Consider the following 19,385-nt stretch of genomic DNA (forward strand, 5'->3'; position numbering starts at 1 on the left):
AACAACTTCAACCACTTGCGCTTCAGATCTCTCGTCAGCGGGAGGCGAATTCTACAGCGTTACACGCTGCTGTCAACACCTCTTTTCAACTTCCTCTTGGCCTCGATGAACTGAAGCAACCTGCCGCCAAAACTGCGTAACTCATTGTTTACCAAAGAGTTTTCCGTTTCGACTGCGCCGGAAGTGGGGCGAATTATAGGCTTCCAGAATCTGCCGTCAAGCATTGATTCCGGCGTTCTATCAATAACTTGCAGGAGGCGCCAAAACGCCCTGATTGAACCCTATCCAGAAAGACAAACGCTCCTCTATATAGAAAAGCGCCATCAGAGAACGCCCGAAGCCTTCAAAGCAGACACGGCTCCAGCCTCCAGGCCAAGCACCCGCTGCAGAACCTCCAGCGTATGCTCGCCCAGCAAAGGTGGCGCATACCGGTACTCCACCGGCGTCTCGGACAACCGAATCGGACTGGCCACCTGTGGCACCATGCCAGCCAGGGCGTGAGGCAACTCGATCGCCAACCCGCGCGCCTTGACCTGAGGGTCTTCAAACATCTGCGCCAGATCATTGATAGGGCCGCACGGCACACCGGCCTGTTCCAACTGAGCAACCCACTCAGCGGTCGTCTTGAACACCGTAGCCTGGCGGATCAGGGGAATCAGCACCGCCCGGTTTGCCACCCGCAGCTTGTTGGTCGCAAAACGCGGATCATCGGCCCACTGGGGCTGCCCCGCCACTTCGGCAAATTTGCGAAACTGCCCATCGTTGCCGACAGTCAGGATGAAATCGCCATCTGCCGTAGGAAAGTCCTGGTAAGGCACGATGTTCGGATGAGCATTACCCAGACGCTTTGGCGCATTGCCCGTTGTCAGGTAATTCATCGCCTGGTTGGCCAGGCACGCGACCTGGACATCCAGCAACGCCATATCGATATGCTGCCCGCCACCATCGTGGTCTCGATGCGCAAGCGCCGCCAAAATGGCAACCGTGGAATAGAGTCCGGTGAGAATATCCGTCAGCGCCACGCCAACCTTGACCGGCCCGGCTCCCTCTTCGCCTTCAGGTCGACCCGTCAGGCTCATCAGGCCACCCAGGCCCTGGATCATGAAGTCATAACCCGCACGCTTGGCGTAAGGACCGGTTTGCCCAAAACCGGTAATCGAGCAATAAATCAGTTCAGGATTAATCGCCTTCAGCGACTCATAGTCCAGACCGTAGGCCGCCAGGCCGCCGACCTTGAAATTCTCGATCAGGATGTCCGACCTGGCCGCCAGCTCACGCACCAGCTTCTGCCCCTCAGGGCGCGTGAAGTCGATGGTGACCGATTGCTTGTTGCGGTTGGCCGACAGGTAATAGGCGGCCTCGCTGGTGTTCTCGCCATAGGCGTCCTTGAGGAACGGCGGGCCCCAGGCGCGCGTGTCATCGCCATTGCCCGGACGCTCGACCTTGATCACTTCGGCGCCAAGGTCGGCGAGGATCTGCCCGGACCACGGCCCGGCCAGCACCCGCGATAAATCCAATACCCGTAGATGCGAAAGCGCGCCCATAACGTTCTCCTATTAATAGAACGCCTGGATGCCGGTCTGCGCGCGACCGAGGATCAGCGCGTGGACGTCATGCGTACCCTCATAGGTATTCACCACTTCCAGGTTGACCAGATGACGGGCAACCCCGAACTCGTCCGAGATACCGTTGCCGCCCAGCATGTCGCGGGCCATGCGCGCGATATCCAGGGACTTGCCGCAGGAGTTGCGCTTCATCATCGAGGTAATTTCAACCGCCGCAGTACCTTCGTCCTTCATGCGACCCAGGCGCAGGCAGCCTTGCAGCGCCAGGGTAATTTCGGTCTGCATGTCGGCCAGTTTCTTCTGGATCAGCTGGGTGGCGGCCAATGGGCGACCGAACTGCTGGCGGTCCAGGGTGTATTGACGGGCGGTGTGCCAGCAGAACTCGGCGGCACCCAGTGCGCCCCAGGAGATGCCGTAACGGGCCGAGTTCAGGCAGGTGAAAGGGCCCTTCAGACCACGGACGTCAGGGAAGATGTTTTCTTCCGGAACGAACACGTTGTCCATGACGATTTCACCGGTGATCGAAGCACGCAGGCCAACCTTGCCGTGAATCGCAGGGGCGCTCAGGCCTTTCCAGCCCTTTTCCAGCACGAAGCCACGGATGTCGCCGGCATCGTCCTTGCCCCAGACCACGAACACATCGGCGATCGGGCTGTTGGTGATCCACATCTTGCTGCCGGTCAGGCTGTAGCCGCCTTCCACTTTGCGAGCACGGGTGATCATCGCACCTGGATCAGAGCCATGGTTAGGCTCGGTCAGGCCGAAGCAACCGATCCACTCGCCCGATGCCAGTTTTGGCAGGTATTTCTGTTTCTGCGCTTCGGTACCGAATTCATTGATCGGCACCATCACCAGCGAGGACTGCACGCTCATCATCGAGCGATAGCCGGAGTCGACACGCTCGACTTCACGGGCAATCAGGCCGTAGCTGACGTAGTTCAGGCCACTGCCGCCGTACTGTTCCGGGATGGTTGCGCCCAACAGGCCCACTTCACCCATTTCGCGGAAGATCGCCGGGTCGGTCTTTTCATGGCGGAAAGCTTCGAGCACGCGCGGCGCGAGACTCTGCTGGGCGAACTGCGCAGCGGTGTCGCGGATCATGCGTTCTTCTTCGGTGAGCTGTTGATCCAGCAGCAGGGGATCGATCCAGTTGAAGCTAGCTTTACCGGCCATGAGTGTGTCCTCTCGAAACAGGTCAAATAACGTGCAGTGATCCTAGGCCGGGTTCGACGCTTGGGCAAACGAGGATTTCGCATACTGTTGTGCTAATTTCTCACTCCGAAACGTCGCAAATCCCTTTCAAGGCGATGTATTAGTGAGGTTGACGTACATGCGCAGGAAAATACCCAGCACCACCGCCCTGATCAGCTTCGAGGCGGCCGCACGCCATGAAAGCTTCACCAAGGCCGCCCAGGAGCTTTCGCTGACCCAAGGGGCCATTTGCCGACAGATCGCCAGCCTCGAGGAGTTCCTCAGCGTGGAACTGTTCCGACGCTCCCGGCGCGGGGTCAAGCTGACGGAGGCGGGCCTTTCCTACAGTCGCCGGGTGGCCACTCAACTCGATGCGGTCGAGCGCGACACCTTGTCCGTGATGGGCCAGCAGGGCGCCAACGTAATCGAACTGGCCGTGGTTCCGACCTTCGGCACCCAGTGGCTGCTGCCCAGGCTCAAGGACTTTCAGCAGAAACATCCGGAAGTGACGGTCAACCTGACCAACCGCACGCGGCCATTCCTGTTTGCCGACACCGATTTCGACGCCGCGATCTATTTCGGTGATGCGGATTGGTCGGGTACTGAATCCCACAGGTTGATGGGTGAAAACCCGATGCCCGTGTGCAGCCCTAACCTGCTGGGCAAGAAGAATGTCCTGACACCCGCCGAAATCGCCGACCTGCCCCTACTGCAACAGACCACCCGCCCCTATGCCTGGCGCCAATGGTTCGCCTCTCAGCACCTGAACGTGCCGCGGGACATGACAGGGCCGCGCTACGAGCTATTCTCCATGCTGGCCCAGGCCGCGATGCACGACATGGGGATTGCGCTGATCCCGCCGTTCCTGATTCAGCGCGAACTGGCCGAGGCGCGCCTGGTGATCGCCAACCCCCAGGCACTCTCCAGTATCAAGGCCTATTACCTGATGATTCCGGAGAGAAAGGTCGAATCGGCGTCTTTAAGGGCTTTTCGGGACTGGCTGGTAACTCAGGCCCATGGCTACAGCCTTGAAGGATAAGGCCCCGGGCAATTATCTGACCTCGTAGTCAGAAAAATTAAAACCCTACAGATATAAGTATTTGTCGCATGGAGGAAAACTGTAAAGCCAAGCAGTACAAACGTGCCACAAGCGCCTGACGACGCGGCTTTGCGCCACTATTTCATCACCATGTCGCATCATTCATATGGCCGATGTGTAATTTGTTGGATTGGCCCCATAATCCACGAAAGGCACGGCCTAGACGGGATTGAGCCGTTTGGTTGCGACATTCGGTCACGGGGTGACTTGTAGTTAATTTTCCGTCACCCGTCATAATCCCTTGAAGGGCACAAAGTTCGCCTGCAAAATGCCGCGCCCCGCCTGAATTTAGCGGGGTCGTGCTGATCGGCCGCCCCAGCCGCACCATCCGTAGTGCATGGGTTTACTCAATAAGATCACGCAGGAGATTTGACGTGCACATTGGTGTTCCTCTCGAAACCCAGACCGGTGAAACACGGGTTGCTGCAACCCCCGAAACCATCAAGAAGCTGATCGGCCAGGGTCACAAGGTCACTGTACAAAGCGGCGCCGGCGTCAATGCCAGCGTTGTCGACAGTGCCTATGAAGCTGCCGGCGCAACCATTGGCAGCGCCAGTGAGGCATTTGGTGCAGAGCTGATTTTGAAGGTCGTCGCCCCCAGCGACAGCGAGCTTGCGCTGATAAAGAGCGGCACCGTTGTGGTGGGGATGCTCAATCCGTTCAACAACGAAACCATCGCCAAGATGGCCGAGTGCGGCATTACCGCCTTTGCCCTGGAGGCCGCACCTCGCACCTCCCGCGCCCAGAGCCTGGATGTGTTGTCCTCGCAAGCCAACATCGCCGGCTATAAAGCCGTATTGCTGGCCGCTCATCATTATCCGCGCTTCATGCCGATGCTGATGACCGCTGCGGGCACCGTGAAAGCGGCGCGGGTGCTGATTCTCGGCGCCGGTGTTGCCGGATTGCAGGCCATTGCCACGGCCAAGCGCCTGGGCGCGGTGATCGAAGCGTCCGACGTGCGTCCTGCGGTGAAGGAGCAGATCGAATCCCTGGGCGCCAAGTTCGTCGACGTGCCTTACGAGACCGATGAAGAACGTGAATGCGCCGTCGGTGTCGGCGGTTACGCCCGCCCGATGCCGGCCAGCTGGATGCAGCGTCAGGCCGTGGCCGTGCACGAGCGCGCCAAGCAGGCTGACATCGTCATCACCACGGCACTGATTCCGGGTCGCAAGGCACCGACACTACTCAGCGCGGAAACCGTGGCACAGATGAAACCCGGCTCGGTGGTCATCGACCTCGCCGCTGCCCAGGGTGGCAACTGCCCGCTGACCGTGGCCGATCAGGTGGTCGTCGAAAACGGCGTGACCATCGTTGGCCCGACCAACCTGGCTGCCGCCGTAGGCGCCGATGCTTCGGCCCTGTATGCACGCAACCTGCTGGACTTCATGAAACTGTTGTTCGATAAAGAAGGACAACTGGTGATCAACCTTGAAGACGATATCGTCGCCGCGTGCCTGATGTGCCGCGACGGCCAGATCGTGCGCAAGAACGGCTGAGGATAAAAACAATGGAAGACATGCTGATCTCTCACGGTATCTACAACCTGATCATCTTCGTGCTGGCCATCTATGTCGGCTACCACGTGGTCTGGAACGTGACGCCTGCACTGCACACCCCACTGATGGCCGTGACCAACGCGATCTCGGCCATCGTCATCGTCGGCGCCATGCTCGCTGCCGCCCTCACCGTGACCCCGCTGGGCAAGACCATGGGCACCCTGGCCGTGGCCCTGGCCGCGGTCAACGTGTTCGGTGGCTTCCTGGTCACCCGGCGCATGCTGGAAATGTTCAAGAAGAAAGCGGCTCCAGCAAAGGCTCCGGCAGCCAAGGCCGAAGCAATCAAGGCTGAGGTGCAGCAAGCATGAGCATGAACCTGGTTACTTCCCTGTATTTGATCGCCTCGGTCTGCTTCATCCAGGCGCTCAAGGGACTCTCGCACCCCACCACCTCGCGTCGCGGCAACCTGTTCGGCATGCTCGGCATGGGCCTGGCGATCCTCACCACGGTCGGCCTGATCTACAAGCTCGGTGCTGAGCTGGCCCATGACGGCATCGTCTACGTGATCGTCGGCCTGCTGATCGGCGGCACTGTCGGTACGATCATGGCCAAACGCGTTGAAATGACCAAGATGCCCGAGCTGGTCGCCTTCATGCACAGCATGATCGGCCTGGCAGCGGTGTTCATCGCCATTGCGGCGGTAGTCGAGCCGCAGTCGCTGGGTATCGTTGCGCAGCTGGGTGACGCGATCCCGGCCGGTAACCGCCTGGAGCTGTTCCTCGGTGCCGCCATTGGTGCGATCACTTTCTCCGGTTCGGTAATCGCCTTCGGCAAGCTGTCGGGCAAGTACAAGTTCCGCCTGTTCCAGGGCGCACCCGTACAGTTCACCGGTCAACACAAACTGAACCTCGTGCTGGGACTGGCGACACTCGGCCTGGGCATCACCTTCATGTTGACCGGAGACCTCAGCGCCTTCGCCTTGATGCTGGCCCTGGCCTTCATCATGGGTGTGCTGATCATCATCCCGATCGGTGGCGCGGACATGCCAGTGGTCGTATCCATGCTCAACAGCTACTCCGGCTGGGCGGCAGCGGGTATCGGCTTCTCGCTGAACAACTCGATGCTGATCATTGCAGGCTCCCTGGTGGGCTCGTCCGGTGCGATCCTCTCCTACATCATGTGCAAGGCGATGAACCGCTCCTTCTTCAACGTACTGCTTGGCGGCTTCGGCAATACCGCCGAGGCAGGTCCTGCAGGCGCCAAGGAAGCCCGTCCGGTCAAATCCGGTTCGGCTGACGACGCGACCTTCCTGCTGACCAACGCCGACACCGTGATCATCGTTCCGGGTTACGGCCTGGCGGTAGCACGGGCACAGCACGCACTGAAGGAACTGACCGAGAAGCTGACCCATCGCGGCGTGACCGTGAAGTACGCGATCCACCCGGTCGCCGGTCGTATGCCCGGCCACATGAACGTCCTGCTGGCCGAGGCCGAAGTGCCTTACGACCAGGTGTTCGAGATGGACGACATCAACTCCGAGTTCGGCCAGGCCGACGTGGTGCTGGTGCTGGGTGCCAACGACGTGGTCAACCCTGCCGCGAAGAACGATCCGAAATCGCCGATTGCCGGCATGCCGATCCTCGAAGCGTTCAAGGCCAAGACCATCATCGTCAACAAGCGCTCGATGGCCAGCGGCTACGCCGGCCTGGACAACGAACTGTTCTACCTGGACAAGACCATGATGGTGTTCGGCGACGCCAAGAAAGTCATCGAAGACATGGTTAAAGCCGTCGAGTAAGACCGCTTGGCAATACCACAACGCCCCGACTCGTCGGGGCGTTTTTGTTTGCGTTAATCGTCGGGAAAAGGGCCGCTTTGTTACCGAAACGGTAACGGTGTTTTGTCTGGAAGTGCCGAAATAGACGCCTCGTTTGCGACCTTGGTAGCGGGACAGGGCATCAACAAATTCTCTAGACTGGACATCCTGCTACCCGTTGCCCGAGATAACAATTCATGTACCGTGACCGTATTCGCCTGCCTTCGTTGTTGGATAAAGTGATGAGCGCCGCCGAGGCTGCCGCTCTGATTGAGGACGGCATGACCGTCGGCATGAGCGGCTTCACCCGCGCCGGCGAAGCCAAGGCCGTACCCCACGCATTGGCCGAACGGGCCAAGGTCACTCCGCTGAAGATCAGCCTGATGACCGGCGCCAGCCTGGGCAACGACCTCGACAAACAACTCACCGAGGCCGGCGTATTGTCGCGACGCATGCCGTTCCAGGTGGACAGCACCCTGCGCAAGGCGATCAACGCCGGCGAGGTGATGTTCATCGACCAGCACCTCTCGGAAACCGTCGAGCAACTGCGCAATCAGCAACTGAAGTTACCGGACATCGCGGTGATCGAAGCCGTGGCCATTACCGAGCAAGGCCATATCGTGCCGACTACGTCCGTGGGCAACTCGGCCAGTTTCGCGATTTTCGCCAAGCACGTCATCGTCGAGATCAACCTGGCGCACAACCCGAACCTCGAAGGCCTGCACGACATCTATATCCCGACCTATCGTCCGACTCGTACGCCGATTCCCCTGGTCAAGGTCGACGATCGCATTGGCAGCAGCGCCATCCCGATTCCACCGGAAAAGATCGTCGCCATCGTGGTCACCAATCAGTCCGACTCACCGTCCACCGTGCTGCCACCGGATGTGGATACCCAGGCCATCGCCGATCACCTGATCGACTTCTTCAAGCAGGAAGTCAGCGCCGGGCGCATGACCAACAAGCTCGGCCCGTTGCAAGCCGGTATCGGCACCATCGCCAACTCGGTGATGTGCGGCCTGATCGATTCGCCGTTCGAAGACCTGACCATGTACTCCGAGGTCCTGCAGGACTCGACGTTCGACCTGATCGATGCCGGCAAACTGAGCTTTGCATCCGGCAGTTCGATCACCTTGTCGAGCCGGCGCAACGCTGACGTGTTCGGCAACCTGGAGCGCTACAAGGACAAACTGGTCCTGCGCCCCCAGGAAATTTCCAACCACCCTGAAGTGGTCCGTCGCCTCGGCATCATTGGCATCAACACCGCCCTTGAGTTCGATATCTATGGCAACGTCAACTCCACCCACGTCTGCGGCACGCGGATGATGAACGGCATTGGCGGCTCGGGCGACTTCGCGCGCAACGCCCACCTGGCCATCTTCGTGACCAAGTCGATCGCCAAGGGCGGGGCGATTTCCAGCGTGGTTCCGATGGTCAGCCACGTTGACCACACGGAACATGATGTCGACATCCTCGTCACCGAGGTCGGCCTGGCGGACCTGCGTGGCCTGGCCCCCCGGGAGCGGGCGCGCGTCATCATCGACAACTGCGTACACCCGGATTACCGCCAGGCCCTGAACGACTACTTCACAGCGGCCTGCGCAATCGGCGGGCACACGCCGCATATCCTGCGTGATGCACTGAGCTGGCACATGAACCTGGAAGAAACCGGAAGAATGATCGCCGTGTAATTGATACAGATGGCAGCTGACGCAAACACAGTTTCGTCAGTTTGCCGTTGCCGAACAGAATCCCGACAAAAACTGTACTGCTGTACCGGTCATTTCCTACCGAATTTTCCTACACTACCCCCTCAAATCACCAAAATCGCACCACAATAGAGCAGACAGGTACAGTTGCCTCATTTTCGACCAGTACACCCCCTATAAACAGTTAACTGAGCTCTCACAATACAGATGAACTGTATCTACAGAGACTAGGCAAACGAGAGGATCATGGGCACCAGTCAAGCCACTACCTAATCCCGCCATAAGCGGAAGGATGTAAACCATGGAACGTACACTCAGTTCCGAACTGTTCTTCGAAGACACCGCTGCAAAAACCCAGGCTTCCATGCCTCTGCGCGTTATCGCCAACCTGATGCTGTGGCAGCGCCGCATCTCCAGCCGCCACCAGCTGGCTCGCCTGGATTCGCGTCTGCTGGCTGACGCCGGGATTAGCGAAGCACAACGCTACGAAGAGCTGAGCAAGCCGTTCTGGCGCTAAGCTAGCGTCGCTGGCTCTGACCTCAGGGTCCACCGCCAGCAACCCGAATTGAACAAGCAAAGCCCGTCGTGGGAAACCACGACGGGTTTTGTCGTTTCACCGGCTGTTAACGCATAACCAGTACAGTTTTCTCATTTATCGATTACACCGATACAGTTGAGCAAACGGTTTTTCATCCGTTCAAACTGATTTCCAGCAACCTTTTCTCTTATAGGCTGTTCGAAACGTCCTGCTCAGGCCTAATATCAAGCCAGAACGTGGCGCCCCCCGCGTGTCTGGCGTCTGATCATCAGACACTGCACCACCTCTTTATCGTCTCATCCAAAGGAGTTACACCATGTCCCGTCTTCGTCTGCTCAGCGCTGCAGCCCTGCTTGCCGTGGCGGCCAATGCCCACGCCACCAGCTTCATCGTGACGACCGATGCCGTCGTCGGTGCACTCAAAGCCACCTCCGACGCGACTTCCGACATCACGTCTTCGTTCAAGGATGACAAGATCGTGCTCGCGGCCCGTGACGACGCTGCCAGCTTCGTCGCCAGCGAAGGCAGCATCCGTGGGGTAAAACTGGAAAGCGCACTCGATCACATTCGCCATCAGGCTCCACAGCTGAACGCAACAGACGCACAATTGGCCCAGGCCATCCTGACCATCTAAGCGTTTGCCTTGATGTGGGACACGCATGCCGTGTCCCAATGTTTCCGCGCTGGCTCTAGCCCGGGCCTTGCGCTAGCCTTGGGACTCACTTTCAACTGTCGAGTCTCATGCGTTTTCTTTCAAATCTGTTGATAACCCCAGTATTTCTTGCAGCCAGCTACTCGGGGGCGGCCCATGCCTTCGATGCGTTCAACCTGTCTACCCAGGGCATTGTGGCCAGCAGTTATGCCTCAAGCCTGGTGACCTCTGCCCCCTTCGACCATAAACTGTTGCTCGCCGCCCGGGATGATGCCGCGGCATTCGTCGCCAGTGATGGTCAAATGAGAGGCGTACGACTGGAATCGGCCTTGTCTTACCTGCGCCACGCCCAGCCAAAACTTCATGCCAGCGACCTTGAACTGGCACAGGCAATTCTCGTCCAATAGTTATCCCAAGTTCCTCCGGAGTCGTTCCATGCGTAACCCGCTGATTGTTGCCACCCTTGGCCTGCTGTTGTTGGCTGATGTGGCCCAGGCCCAAACCCTGGTTGCCACCAGCAACATCCTCATTCGTGCCACCCAGCGCACACTGGACTTCACTTCCGACACGACGACGTCGATCCGCGACTCGAAAATCGTCCGCGAAGCCCAGGACGATGCTGCGAGCTTCGTCGCCAGCAACGGCGATATTCGTGGCGCGCACCTGGAATCCGCTCTCAATTTGTTGCGCACTCGCGTTCCGGAAGCCCGCGATGCCAGTGACCAGGATCTCGCCGAAGCCATCCTCGCACTGTGAGGTCTCCAGTTGCCTTGCTGTTGGCCGGGGTCGTGCTGCTGTTTGGCAGCACGGCCCACGCCGACCTCGAACTGCACCTCAAGACCGAAGGCCTGAGCCCCGCGCAACAACAGGCCAGCCAGGCGTTGCTTGATGAAGCCATGCAGGCATTGCCGCCGCGGTTCATCGAGCAACTCGACCGGCGCATCGACGTCGGCTGGACCGATGACATGCGCAGCGATGCCTATGGCCAGGCGTCGCCGGTGTCCGAACTCGACCTGAATCGCAAACTGCTGGCCAGCCTCACCGACGGCAGTGCGGCGAGCAAAAAAACCAATCGCCCCCATGGCACTGTGCGCCGGGAACTGCTGGCCACGGTGTTGCACGAGCTGACTCACATTTATGACCGCTCGCGCTTGTGGCCTACGTCGGAACGCACGTTGATTCAACGCTGCACCCGCCAGGAGAGCAGCTCGGGGCTGGTGGGCATTCCCGACCAATGCCGTGGCCAATCGGGCCGGCGCTTCACACTCAGTGATGACCCGCGCCTGCTCGACCTCGCCGGTTGGCAGCAATACGTTGGCCGGCGTGGCGAGCGCGAACAGCACAACCGCCAGATCGCCCGCAGCCCGGACATCTACGAGATCAGCAGCCCGAAGGAATTCGTCGCGGTCAACATGGAGTATTTCCTCCTCGACCCGAGCTACGCCTGTCGTCGCCCGGCGCTGTACCGCTACTACGAAGAGCACTTCGGCTGGGCTCCCGCCGCCAAAGGCGATTGCGCCAGGACCTTCGCATTCCTCAACGCCGGCAATGACTTCGCCAAGACCCCCCTGGGCCAGGTCGATCCGGAGCGGGTCTACGCCGTCGACTACTTGCTGGCAGAGGCCAACCAGAACTGGGTCAGCCGTTGGGGCCACAGCATGTTGCGCCTGGTGATCTGCGCCCCGGGCAGACCCCGCGGGCCGGATTGCCGCCTGGACCTGGACCAGCACCTGGTACTGTCCTACCGCGCGTTCGTGGGCGACGTGCAGCTATCGAGTTGGGATGGCCTGGTGGGTAAATACCCGTCCCGCCTGTTCGTGTTGCCACTGGCCCAGGTGATCGACGAATACACCAAGACCGAGTTGCGCAGCCTCGCCTCCGTGCCACTGAACCTGTCGCGTGACGAGATTGAAAACGTGGTGGAGCGTGCCGCCGAGATGCACTGGAGTTACGACGGCAACTACTTCTTCCTGTCGAACAACTGCGCCGTGGAAGAGCTGAAGCTGCTGCGTGGCGGGACCAACAACTCAAAACTGGTTGCCCTGGACAACATCATGCCCAATGGCTTGCTGGAAGTGTTGAAGGGCCGCGGGCTGGCGGATACCAGCGTGCTGGACGACCCGCGTGAAGCCCTTCGCCTGGGTTATCGCTTCGACTCTTTCCGCGATCGCTATCAAGCGATGTTCGAGGTGTTGAGAAAGCGCCTGCCGATCAAACAGGAAAAGGTCGAAGACTGGTTGTCCCTGACTGCAGCAGAGCGCCGCCAATGGTTCGATCAGGCAGACTTGCGCACCAGCGCGGCCTTGCTCTTGCTCGAGCAGGCAAGCTATCGCCAGCAGTTGCTCCTGGCCCAGGATGAGGTGAAACAACGTTACCTGGGGGCCCGTGAGCTGAAAAACGGCGGAATGGACAAAGCCAACGCGACTCTGAGGCAAATTCTCGACAACAGCGGTTTCCTCAGTCGCCCGGCGGAACTGCTCGGCAGCGGCGGCTATGGCCTGCCGCAACCTGCTGAATGGCAACGCCTGGAATCGGAAACCAGCCTGCGGCAGAAGCAGCTTCAGGTATTGACCGGGGATCTGGACAAGGAAGTCAGGGCGCTCCTCGATCCAGATCGTGCAGCGGAAATGGCAGCCAATGAAGCCAACGTGAGACAGATTGGCGAACATTTGCGCAAGTTGCACAAGGCATCGGGTGGATTGGAGTTGCCATGAGGTCATAAAAGCAAAGATCGCAGCCTCCTGTAGGAGCTGCCGAAGGCTGCGATCTTTTCACGCTGGCCCCATCAATACAAAACGCCCTGCAACACCTCGTAGACAATCCCCGTACCCGCAGCAATCAGCACAACATCCCCGCCCGCACGACGCCATTCGTAACCCGGGTAATACGGCAGTCGCTCCAACGCCCTGTTATCCAGGCGTTCGCCGTAATAACCACGGGGCAGCGGCCGACCACGCTCCAGATGAATGCCTGGTGGCAACGGCGCACCACGGACGAAATACTCGCGCTGGTCATGAATCGTCTGACGCACCGGGGCAAAGTCCCGAGGAGGCGGCCCACCGCGATGATTGTCCTGCCCGCCACGATGGTCATAGTCACGGTTATCGTAATGGCCCTGTTGCGGGCCGCCGTGGTCATGATCGTCGCGCTGATCGGCGCTGGCGTGCAGCAATGGGGTCGCACTGAGCATCAGCACACCCAGGCTGGCAATCAGACGTTTCGGCATTTTCATTGGGTCTTTCCTCAGAACACCTGCAGCAAAAAGGGCTTCAGAACATGGTCCTGAAGCCCTCGGTCTTGCTGGTTAGTCTGTGTTGGGAGGCTCTAATTCCTCTGTATCAGGAACTTTACCTTCAGCTGACACGGGCCTTACGCACGCCATCGGCCAACGCCGAGCACAGGCTCAAAACGCCATCGACCGCTTGCTCCGCAGTCGTGGCATTGGCGATCTGATCGATCAACGCCGAACCCACGACCACGCCATCGGCCAGACGCGCGATGTTCGCCGCTTGTTCCGGCGTGCGGATGCCGAAACCGATGCTGATCGGCAGGTCGGTATGGCGACGCAGACGCGCCACTGCTTCTTCGACGTGCTCCAGGGTTGCCGCGCCCGCACCGGTCACACCGGCCACCGACACGTAGTACACAAACCCGGAACTGCCGTTGAGGACGGTTGGCAGACGCACATCATCAGTGGTCGGTGTGGTCAGGCGGATGAAATCGATGCCCGCGGCCTGGGCCGGGTCGCACAGTTCACCGTTATGCTCGGGTGGCATGTCGACCACGATCAAGCCGTCGACACCCGCTTCTTTCGCCTCGGCAATGAACCGCGGCACGCCGTATTTGTGGATCGGGTTGAAGTAGCCCATCAGCACCAGGGGCGTTTCGTTGTTGTCCTTGCGGAACTCACGCACCATTTCCAGGGTTTTCGCCAGGTTCTGCTTGGCCTCCAGGGCACGGATGTTGGCCAGCTGGATCGCCGGGCCGTCAGCCATCGGATCGGTGAAGGGCATGCCCAGCTCGATCACGTCGGCGCCCGCCGCTGGCAGGCCCTTGAGGATCGCCAGGGAGGTGTCATAGCCCGGGTCGCCAGCGGTAACGAAAGTCACCAAAGCGGCGCGATTCTGTTCCTTGAGTTCGGCAAAACGCGTTTGCAGGCGGCTCATCAGTGTTTCTCCTGCTTGGATGGCTCTTGTTGAGAGTGTTCCATGTGGTGCATCACGGTCTGCATGTCTTTGTCGCCACGGCCAGACAGGTTGACCACCATCAGGTGATCCTTGGGCAGGGTCGGCGCGCGCTTGAACACTTCAGCCAGGGCATGGGCGCTTTCCAGGGCAGGAATGATTCCTTCCAGGCGGCAGCACTGGTGGAAGGCCGCGAGTGCTTCGTCGTCGGTCACCGAGGTGTACTGGACACGGCCGATGTCATGCAACCAGGCGTGTTCCGGGCCGATGCCCGGGTAGTCGAGGCCAGCGGAGATCGAGTGGGCGTCGATGATCTGGCCATCGTCATCCTGCAACAGGAAGGTGCGGTTGCCGTGCAGTACACCCGGTACGCCGCCGTTCAGGCTGGCCGCGTGCTTGCCGGTCTCGATGCCGTAGCCGGCCGCTTCCACGCCGATGATCTCGACGCTCTTGTCGTCAAGGAACGGGTGGAACAGGCCCATGGCGTTGGAACCACCACCGATGCACGCCACCAGGCTGTCGGGCAGGCGGCCTTCCTGGGCTTGCAGCTGGTCACGGGTTTCCTTGCCGATCACGGCCTGGAAGTCGCGAACCATCGCCGGGTAAGGGTGCGGACCGGCCACGGTGCCGATCAGGTAGAAGGTGCTGTCGACGTTGGTCACCCAGTCGCGCAGGGCTTCGTTCATCGCATCCTTCAGGGTGCCGGTACCGGCCACCACCGGGATCACTTCGGCGCCCAGCAGCTTCATGCGGAACACGTTGGCCTGCTGGCGTTCGATGTCGGTGGTGCCCATGTAGATCACGCAGTCCAGGCCGAAACGCGCGGCCACGGTGGCCGTCGCCACACCGTGCATGCCGGCGCCGGTTTCGGCGATGATGCGTTTCTTGCCCATGCGCCGCGCCAGCAGGATCTGGCCGATGCAGTTGTTGATCTTGTGCGCGCCGGTGTGGTTGAGCTCTTCACGCTTGAGATAGATTTTTGCGCCGCCACAGAATTCGGTCAGGCGCTCGGCGAAATAAAGCGGGCTCGGACGACCGACGTAATCGCGCTGGAAGTAGGCCAGCTCTTCCTTGAAGGCAGGATCTTCCTTGGCCGCTTCGTATTCACGGGCCAGGTCGAGGATCAACGGCATCAGGGTTTCGGCAACATAACGGCCACCGAACGCGCCAAACAGGCCGTTGGCGTCAGGGCCGTTGCGCAGATTAGTCTGGGTCATGGGGCGCTCCAGTTGAATTGCGTAGGAATACAATGGGCATCACTCTACCCCCTGACGCCCCGGGCTGAAAACCGATAAGATCGCTGCAACCTGTCAGGAAAACTCACAGATCAAATGAGCCACGACCTCCCACCGTTGAACGCACTGCGCGCCTTCGAAGCCACGGCCCGCCTGAACAGCGTCAGTCAGGCTGCCGAACAGCTGCACGTCACCCATGGTGCGGTCAGCCGGCAGCTGAAAGTGCTTGAAGAACACCTCGGCGTGAGTCTGTTCATCAAGGACGGGCGCGGCCTGAAACTCACAGATGCCGGCATGCGTTTGCGTGACGCCAGCGGCGAAGCGTTCGAGCGCTTGCGCAGCGTGTGCGCCGAACTCACGCAAAGCACCGCGGATGCGCCGTTCGTCCTCGGCTGCTCGGGAAGCCTGCTGGCGCGCTGGTTCATACCGCGTCTGGGACGGCTGAACGCTGATCTGCCCGACCTGCGCCTGCACCTGTCAGCCGGTGAAGGCGATCTCGATCCCCGTCGCCCGGGGTTGGACGCCCTGCTGGTGTTTGCCGAGCCACCCTGGCCCGCGGACATGCAGGTCTTCGAACTGGCCAGCGAACGGATCGGCCCGGTCATGAGCCCTCGGTTCGCCGGATATGAGCGCCTGCAAACGGCGCCGGCCCAAGCGCTGCTCACTGAATCGTTGCTGCACACCACTTCGCGTCCGCAAGCCTGGCCCAGTTGGGCGCAGCAAAGCGACCTCGACGCCAAGGCGTTGAAGTACGGTCAGGGGTTCGAACATCTGTATTATTTGCTGGAAGCAGCCGTGGCCGGGCTGGGCGTGGCTATCGCCCCCGAGCCGTTGGTGGCCGAGGATTTGAAGGCGGGTCGCCTGGTTGCCCCATGGGGATTTTGTGAAACCCCCGCTCACCTGGCCTTGTGGTTACCCAAGCGCGCCGCGGACGGGCGCGCCAGGCAACTGGCGCAATGGCTCAAGAATGAGCTGCGCCAGACCGATCATTCCCCGCGCTTAAACAGCAGGTAGGCCGCCAGCAGGCCCAGCGCACCGACAGCAACCCCGGCGGTCGTCCAAGGATGCTCCTGCGCGTAGTCCCGAGTGGCAATGCCGGTCTCACGGGTTTTGACCTTGACCTCTTCATAGGCATCGGTGAGCAGATGGCGCGAATGCCTCAAAGCGTTCTCCGCATTGCCTTTCAACACCTTGAGGGTTTTACGCGACTCGTCCGAGGCGTCGTCCTTCAGGCTTTCCAAGGATTTGAGCAGACTCTCGATCTCCGCTTCCATGCTTTGCAATGAGGCTTTACGTAACGAGCTGTTGGCCATGGTGGCTCTCCTGCATTGTTGATGAGTGGCGTGTGTTGGTTGGGACTTCAGGGACTCGAGAAAGTGCAGTAAATGTGAGCATCCATGTCGCACCGACCGAAGGCAGTAAGACGGAAAATCACTGCTAGGCTGTAATTCACACCCTAAGGAGAACGCCATGACTGACCATCACACCTATAAGAAAGTCGAACTCGTCGGCTCATCCACCAGCAGTATCGAAGACGCGATCAACAACGCCTTGGCCGAGGCCAACAAAAGTATCAAGCACTTGGAATGGTTTGAAGTGACCGAAACCCGCGGACACATCAAGGACGGCAAGGCTGCGCACTTCCAGGTGACGCTCAAGGTCGGGTTCCGGATTGCCAGCAGTTGAGGTTGGTCTAGTCTTCTGAACTTGCGCGCTGGCCGAGTGCCATAGGGAATGGCAATGCGCTAGATGCGTTTCCGGCCAATGGCTGGATGCCTTTTTTTGATCCGACCAGAGAATGCGACCGATGAAGAAGTTTATTTTGGCGGTAGGCTTGTTGAGCCTGGCGGGTACTGCCTTCGCTGAAGGCGGCAAGTCCTGCGAAGAATTGAAAGCCGAGATCGCGGCAAAGCTCGATGCCAAGGGCGTTTCCGGTTATTCGCTGGAAATTGTCGATAAAGGCAATGCGTCTGGCGGAAAAATCGTCGGCACCTGCGAAAAGGGCAGCAAGGAAATAGTCTACAAGCGATAGCCCCGACAAACGGTGGCCCCAACCAATTGCTAGCAAAAAGCCGACGCCATCGCGTCGGCTTTTTGCGGTTAGCTTGCTCAGCCCTTCATGACCTGCGCCAGTAGCTCATAGGAATGCAGACGGTCCGCGTGTTCGTACAGGTCGCAGGTGAAAATCAGCTCGTCGGCTTGAGTCTGCTCGATCAGCACTTCCAGCCTGGCGCGGATTTTTTGCGGGCTGCCGATCATCGCCAGCCCCAGGAAATCACTGACGGCTTCCTTCTCATGAGGCAGCCATAGCCCGTCCATGGTTTTCACCGGCGGACGTTGCACCAGGCTCTGGCCACGCATCAGGGCGAGAATGCGCTGGAACACCGAGGTCGCCAGATAGTCGGCCTGTTCATCCGTGTCGGCGGCCACCAGCGGCACGCCAAGCATCACGTAAGGCTTGTCCAGCACGGCCGAAGGTTTGAAATGATTGCGGTAGACACGAATAGCCTCATGCATGAAGCGCGGAGCGAAATGCGAGGCGAAGGCATAGGGCAAACCGCGTTCGCCTGCCAGCTGCGCACTGAACAGGCTTGAGCCCAGCAGCCAGATCGGAACATTGGTGCCGGTGCCCGGCATCGCGATGATGCGCTGGTCCGGTGTGCGTGGGCCGAGATAACGCACCAGTTCGGCCACATCTTCCGGGAAGTCGTCGGCACTGCCGGAGCGCTCGCGGCGCAGTGCGCGGGCAGTCATCTGGTCGGAACCAGGCGCACGGCCCAGCCCCAGGTCAATGCGCCCCGGATACAGGCTTTCCAGCGTGCCGAATTGTTCGGCGATCACCAGTGGCGCGTGGTTGGGCAGCATTATCCCGCCAGAACCGACACGAATGGTCGAGGTACCACCGGCCAGATAGCCGAGCAGCACGGAGGTCGCGGAACTGGCAATGCCGTCCATGTTGTGGTGTTCGGCCACCCAAAAGCGGTTATAGCCGAATTTCTCGACGTGTTGCGCCAGGTCCAGCGAGTTGCGCAACGATTGCGCGGCGCTGCCGTTCTCCCGAACGGGCACCAGGTCGAGGGTCGAAAACTTGATATCGGACAGTCGTTTCATGAACCTGCTTCTCCAATTGAGGGCGCAGGTTTCTTGATACAAACGAAAACCTGCCGAATCCATAAGCGTGTTTCATGCAATGAGGGCATATACCCGAGTTTCAATAGCACAGAGAAATTTACTGACAAAATGACGCTGCGATCAGATGCGCTGAACTTTGCTGCCCGGTCTATCCTCAGAACCCTAGCGAACGAAACCACAACGGCGCGACGCTTCGCGCCGGATCTTGAGGAGACAGGCATGGCTATCACAAAGAAAGCATCGGCCCACTGGGAAGGCGATCTGAAAACCGGCATCGGCTCGATTTCCACCGAAACCGGTGTGCTCAGGGACGCGCCGTATGGCTTCAAGGCCCGCTTTGAAGGCGGCAAGGGCACCAACCCGGAAGAGTTGATCGGCGCCGCCCACGCGGGCTGTTTTTCAATGGCGTTTTCCATGATTCTCGGCGATGCCGGCCTCAAGGCCGACAGCATCGACACCAACGCCGAAGTGACCCTGGATCAGGTAGAGGGTGGTTTTGCAATCACGGCGGTGAAATTGATTCTCAAGGCAAAAATCCCCGGCGCGAGCCAGGCGCAATTCGATGAGTTGAGCAACAAGGCCAAGGAGGGCTGCCCGGTATCCAAGGTGCTGAACGCGAAAATCAGCCTGGATGCGACTTTAGTCAGTTGAATCCAAAAGATCGCAGCCCTGTAGGAGCTGCCGAAGGCTGCGATCTTTTTTGCGTTATGTAAGATTTGCCGGGCAAAACTGTGGTCGAATAAATGACAGCAGCAAAAACGCATGACC

Annotated in this window: 21 protein-coding genes; 14 read left to right on the forward strand and 7 right to left on the reverse strand. The window is 59.7% G+C overall.

Annotation, left to right across the window (positions count from 1 at the left end; translation table 11 throughout):
* Positions 1-323: 323 nt before the first annotated feature.
* A complete protein-coding gene (locus SOP95_RS28440) occupies positions 324-1,544 on the reverse strand; it encodes a CaiB/BaiF CoA transferase family protein (RefSeq protein ID WP_274073866.1) in 1,221 nt (406 codons plus the stop codon).
* Positions 1,545-1,556: 12 nt separating this feature from the next.
* Positions 1,557-2,738 (reverse strand): acyl-CoA dehydrogenase, encoded by a 1,182-nt coding sequence (locus tag SOP95_RS28445; RefSeq protein WP_008064832.1) that lies wholly within the window; start codon positions 2,736-2,738, stop codon positions 1,557-1,559.
* Between the two features lie 157 nt (positions 2,739-2,895).
* On the opposite strand from SOP95_RS28445, the gene SOP95_RS28450 reads away from it, so the two are divergent.
* From SOP95_RS28450 to SOP95_RS28495, 10 genes are all read left to right on the forward strand, one after another.
* The gene (locus SOP95_RS28450; RefSeq protein ID WP_323609097.1) at positions 2,896-3,795 is read left to right on the forward strand and encodes a LysR family transcriptional regulator; all 900 of its coding nucleotides are present in this window, start codon (positions 2,896-2,898) and stop codon (positions 3,793-3,795) included.
* 434 nt (positions 3,796-4,229) lie between these two features.
* Positions 4,230-5,351, forward strand: a complete 1,122-nt coding sequence (locus SOP95_RS28455; RefSeq protein WP_046818713.1) for a Re/Si-specific NAD(P)(+) transhydrogenase subunit alpha — start codon at positions 4,230-4,232, stop codon at positions 5,349-5,351.
* 11 nt (positions 5,352-5,362) lie between these two features.
* The gene (locus SOP95_RS28460; RefSeq protein ID WP_008064823.1) at positions 5,363-5,719 is read left to right on the forward strand and encodes an NAD(P) transhydrogenase subunit alpha; all 357 of its coding nucleotides are present in this window, start codon (positions 5,363-5,365) and stop codon (positions 5,717-5,719) included.
* Positions 5,716-7,149, forward strand: coding sequence for an NAD(P)(+) transhydrogenase (Re/Si-specific) subunit beta (locus tag SOP95_RS28465; RefSeq protein ID WP_323609098.1), 1,434 nt, complete (start codon positions 5,716-5,718; stop codon positions 7,147-7,149). The genes SOP95_RS28460 and SOP95_RS28465 overlap by 4 nt, the downstream gene beginning before the upstream one ends.
* A gap of 215 nt (positions 7,150-7,364) precedes the next feature.
* Positions 7,365-8,858 (forward strand): acetyl-CoA hydrolase/transferase family protein, encoded by a 1,494-nt coding sequence (locus tag SOP95_RS28470; RefSeq protein ID WP_323609099.1) that lies wholly within the window; start codon positions 7,365-7,367, stop codon positions 8,856-8,858.
* A 319-nt stretch (positions 8,859-9,177) separates the two neighbouring features.
* Complete coding sequence (locus SOP95_RS28475; protein WP_007902752.1) at positions 9,178-9,393, forward strand: DUF1127 domain-containing protein; 216 nt, start codon at positions 9,178-9,180, stop codon at positions 9,391-9,393.
* A gap of 337 nt (positions 9,394-9,730) precedes the next feature.
* Positions 9,731-10,048 (forward strand): DUF2388 domain-containing protein, encoded by a 318-nt coding sequence (locus SOP95_RS28480; RefSeq protein ID WP_274073862.1) that lies wholly within the window; start codon positions 9,731-9,733, stop codon positions 10,046-10,048.
* 107 nt (positions 10,049-10,155) lie between these two features.
* Positions 10,156-10,473: a DUF2388 domain-containing protein gene (locus tag SOP95_RS28485; protein ID WP_274073861.1), complete on the forward strand. Its 318-nt coding sequence runs from the start codon at positions 10,156-10,158 to the stop codon at positions 10,471-10,473.
* 28 nt (positions 10,474-10,501) lie between these two features.
* The gene (locus tag SOP95_RS28490; protein WP_020798084.1) at positions 10,502-10,822 is read left to right on the forward strand and encodes a DUF2388 domain-containing protein; all 321 of its coding nucleotides are present in this window, start codon (positions 10,502-10,504) and stop codon (positions 10,820-10,822) included.
* Positions 10,819-12,780 (forward strand): DUF7844 domain-containing protein, encoded by a 1,962-nt coding sequence (locus SOP95_RS28495; protein ID WP_323609100.1) that lies wholly within the window; start codon positions 10,819-10,821, stop codon positions 12,778-12,780. The genes SOP95_RS28490 and SOP95_RS28495 overlap by 4 nt, the downstream gene beginning before the upstream one ends.
* Before the next feature lie 71 nt (positions 12,781-12,851).
* On the opposite strand, the gene SOP95_RS28500 is transcribed toward SOP95_RS28495, so the two are convergent.
* The 3 genes from SOP95_RS28500 to trpB form a co-directional block, all read right to left on the reverse strand.
* A complete protein-coding gene (locus SOP95_RS28500; protein ID WP_323609101.1) occupies positions 12,852-13,298 on the reverse strand; it encodes an anti-virulence regulator CigR family protein in 447 nt (148 codons plus the stop codon).
* A gap of 121 nt (positions 13,299-13,419) precedes the next feature.
* Positions 13,420-14,232 (reverse strand): tryptophan synthase subunit alpha, encoded by an 813-nt coding sequence (gene trpA, locus SOP95_RS28505; protein WP_274073858.1) that lies wholly within the window; start codon positions 14,230-14,232, stop codon positions 13,420-13,422.
* On the reverse strand, positions 14,232-15,467 hold the full coding sequence (trpB, locus tag SOP95_RS28510; RefSeq protein ID WP_323609102.1) for a tryptophan synthase subunit beta: 1,236 nt from the start codon (positions 15,465-15,467) through the stop codon (positions 14,232-14,234). Before trpB ends, trpA begins: the two co-directional genes overlap by 1 nt.
* Before the next feature lie 114 nt (positions 15,468-15,581).
* On the opposite strand from trpB, the gene SOP95_RS28515 reads away from it, so the two are divergent.
* Entirely contained in the window at positions 15,582-16,499 is a 918-nt protein-coding gene (locus SOP95_RS28515) for a LysR family transcriptional regulator (RefSeq protein WP_274073856.1), read from the forward strand.
* Here SOP95_RS28515 and SOP95_RS28520 read toward each other — a convergent pair.
* On the reverse strand, positions 16,472-16,798 hold the full coding sequence (locus tag SOP95_RS28520) for a DUF883 family protein (RefSeq protein ID WP_077185133.1): 327 nt from the start codon (positions 16,796-16,798) through the stop codon (positions 16,472-16,474). The genes SOP95_RS28515 and SOP95_RS28520 overlap by 28 nt on opposite strands.
* Before the next feature lie 157 nt (positions 16,799-16,955).
* Here SOP95_RS28520 and SOP95_RS28525 point away from each other — a divergent pair, with 157 nt between their 5' ends.
* Positions 16,956-17,171 (forward strand): dodecin, encoded by a 216-nt coding sequence (locus tag SOP95_RS28525; protein WP_010465710.1) that lies wholly within the window; start codon positions 16,956-16,958, stop codon positions 17,169-17,171.
* 121 nt (positions 17,172-17,292) lie between these two features.
* On the forward strand, positions 17,293-17,517 hold the full coding sequence (locus tag SOP95_RS28530) for a DUF1161 domain-containing protein (protein WP_274073855.1): 225 nt from the start codon (positions 17,293-17,295) through the stop codon (positions 17,515-17,517).
* A 77-nt stretch (positions 17,518-17,594) separates the two neighbouring features.
* Here the strand turns inward: SOP95_RS28530 and SOP95_RS28535 are convergent, their stop codons facing one another.
* Entirely contained in the window at positions 17,595-18,596 is a 1,002-nt protein-coding gene (locus SOP95_RS28535; protein ID WP_274073854.1) for an LLM class flavin-dependent oxidoreductase, read from the reverse strand.
* A 240-nt stretch (positions 18,597-18,836) separates the two neighbouring features.
* On the opposite strand from SOP95_RS28535, the gene SOP95_RS28540 reads away from it, so the two are divergent.
* The gene (locus tag SOP95_RS28540) at positions 18,837-19,268 is read left to right on the forward strand and encodes an OsmC family protein (RefSeq protein ID WP_274073853.1); all 432 of its coding nucleotides are present in this window, start codon (positions 18,837-18,839) and stop codon (positions 19,266-19,268) included.
* Positions 19,269-19,385: the final 117 nt, after the last annotated feature.

Source organism: Pseudomonas sp. YuFO8 (assembly GCF_035065025.1).
In the GTDB taxonomy this organism is placed as follows: domain Bacteria; phylum Pseudomonadota; class Gammaproteobacteria; order Pseudomonadales; family Pseudomonadaceae; genus Aquipseudomonas; species Aquipseudomonas putida_AE.

Bases quoted from the DNA above. Each gene is read 5' to 3' on its own strand.
- SOP95_RS28450 (WP_323609097.1), top strand. From the start codon at position 2,896: ATGCGCAGGAAAATACCCAGCACCACCGCCCTGATCAGCTTCGAGGCG.
- SOP95_RS28470 (WP_323609099.1), top strand. From the start codon at position 7,365: ATGTACCGTGACCGTATTCGCCTGCCTTCGTTGTTGGATAAAGTGATG.
- SOP95_RS28500 (WP_323609101.1), bottom strand. From the start codon at position 13,298: ATGAAAATGCCGAAACGTCTGATTGCCAGCCTGGGTGTGCTGATGCTC.
- trpB (WP_323609102.1), bottom strand. From the start codon at position 15,467: ATGACCCAGACTAATCTGCGCAACGGCCCTGACGCCAACGGCCTGTTT.
- SOP95_RS28440 (WP_274073866.1), bottom strand. From the start codon at position 1,544: ATGGGCGCGCTTTCGCATCTACGGGTATTGGATTTATCGCGGGTGCTG.
- SOP95_RS28445 (WP_008064832.1), bottom strand. From the start codon at position 2,738: ATGGCCGGTAAAGCTAGCTTCAACTGGATCGATCCCCTGCTGCTGGAT.
- SOP95_RS28540 (WP_274073853.1), top strand. From the start codon at position 18,837: ATGGCTATCACAAAGAAAGCATCGGCCCACTGGGAAGGCGATCTGAAA.
- SOP95_RS28460 (WP_008064823.1), top strand. From the start codon at position 5,363: ATGGAAGACATGCTGATCTCTCACGGTATCTACAACCTGATCATCTTC.
- SOP95_RS28480 (WP_274073862.1), top strand. From the start codon at position 9,731: ATGTCCCGTCTTCGTCTGCTCAGCGCTGCAGCCCTGCTTGCCGTGGCG.
- SOP95_RS28485 (WP_274073861.1), top strand. From the start codon at position 10,156: ATGCGTTTTCTTTCAAATCTGTTGATAACCCCAGTATTTCTTGCAGCC.
- SOP95_RS28535 (WP_274073854.1), bottom strand. From the start codon at position 18,596: ATGAAACGACTGTCCGATATCAAGTTTTCGACCCTCGACCTGGTGCCC.
- SOP95_RS28520 (WP_077185133.1), bottom strand. From the start codon at position 16,798: ATGGCCAACAGCTCGTTACGTAAAGCCTCATTGCAAAGCATGGAAGCG.
- SOP95_RS28515 (WP_274073856.1), top strand. From the start codon at position 15,582: ATGAGCCACGACCTCCCACCGTTGAACGCACTGCGCGCCTTCGAAGCC.
- trpA (WP_274073858.1), bottom strand. From the start codon at position 14,232: ATGAGCCGCCTGCAAACGCGTTTTGCCGAACTCAAGGAACAGAATCGC.
- SOP95_RS28465 (WP_323609098.1), top strand. From the start codon at position 5,716: ATGAGCATGAACCTGGTTACTTCCCTGTATTTGATCGCCTCGGTCTGC.
- SOP95_RS28530 (WP_274073855.1), top strand. From the start codon at position 17,293: ATGAAGAAGTTTATTTTGGCGGTAGGCTTGTTGAGCCTGGCGGGTACT.
- SOP95_RS28525 (WP_010465710.1), top strand. From the start codon at position 16,956: ATGACTGACCATCACACCTATAAGAAAGTCGAACTCGTCGGCTCATCC.
- SOP95_RS28490 (WP_020798084.1), top strand. From the start codon at position 10,502: ATGCGTAACCCGCTGATTGTTGCCACCCTTGGCCTGCTGTTGTTGGCT.
- SOP95_RS28475 (WP_007902752.1), top strand. From the start codon at position 9,178: ATGGAACGTACACTCAGTTCCGAACTGTTCTTCGAAGACACCGCTGCA.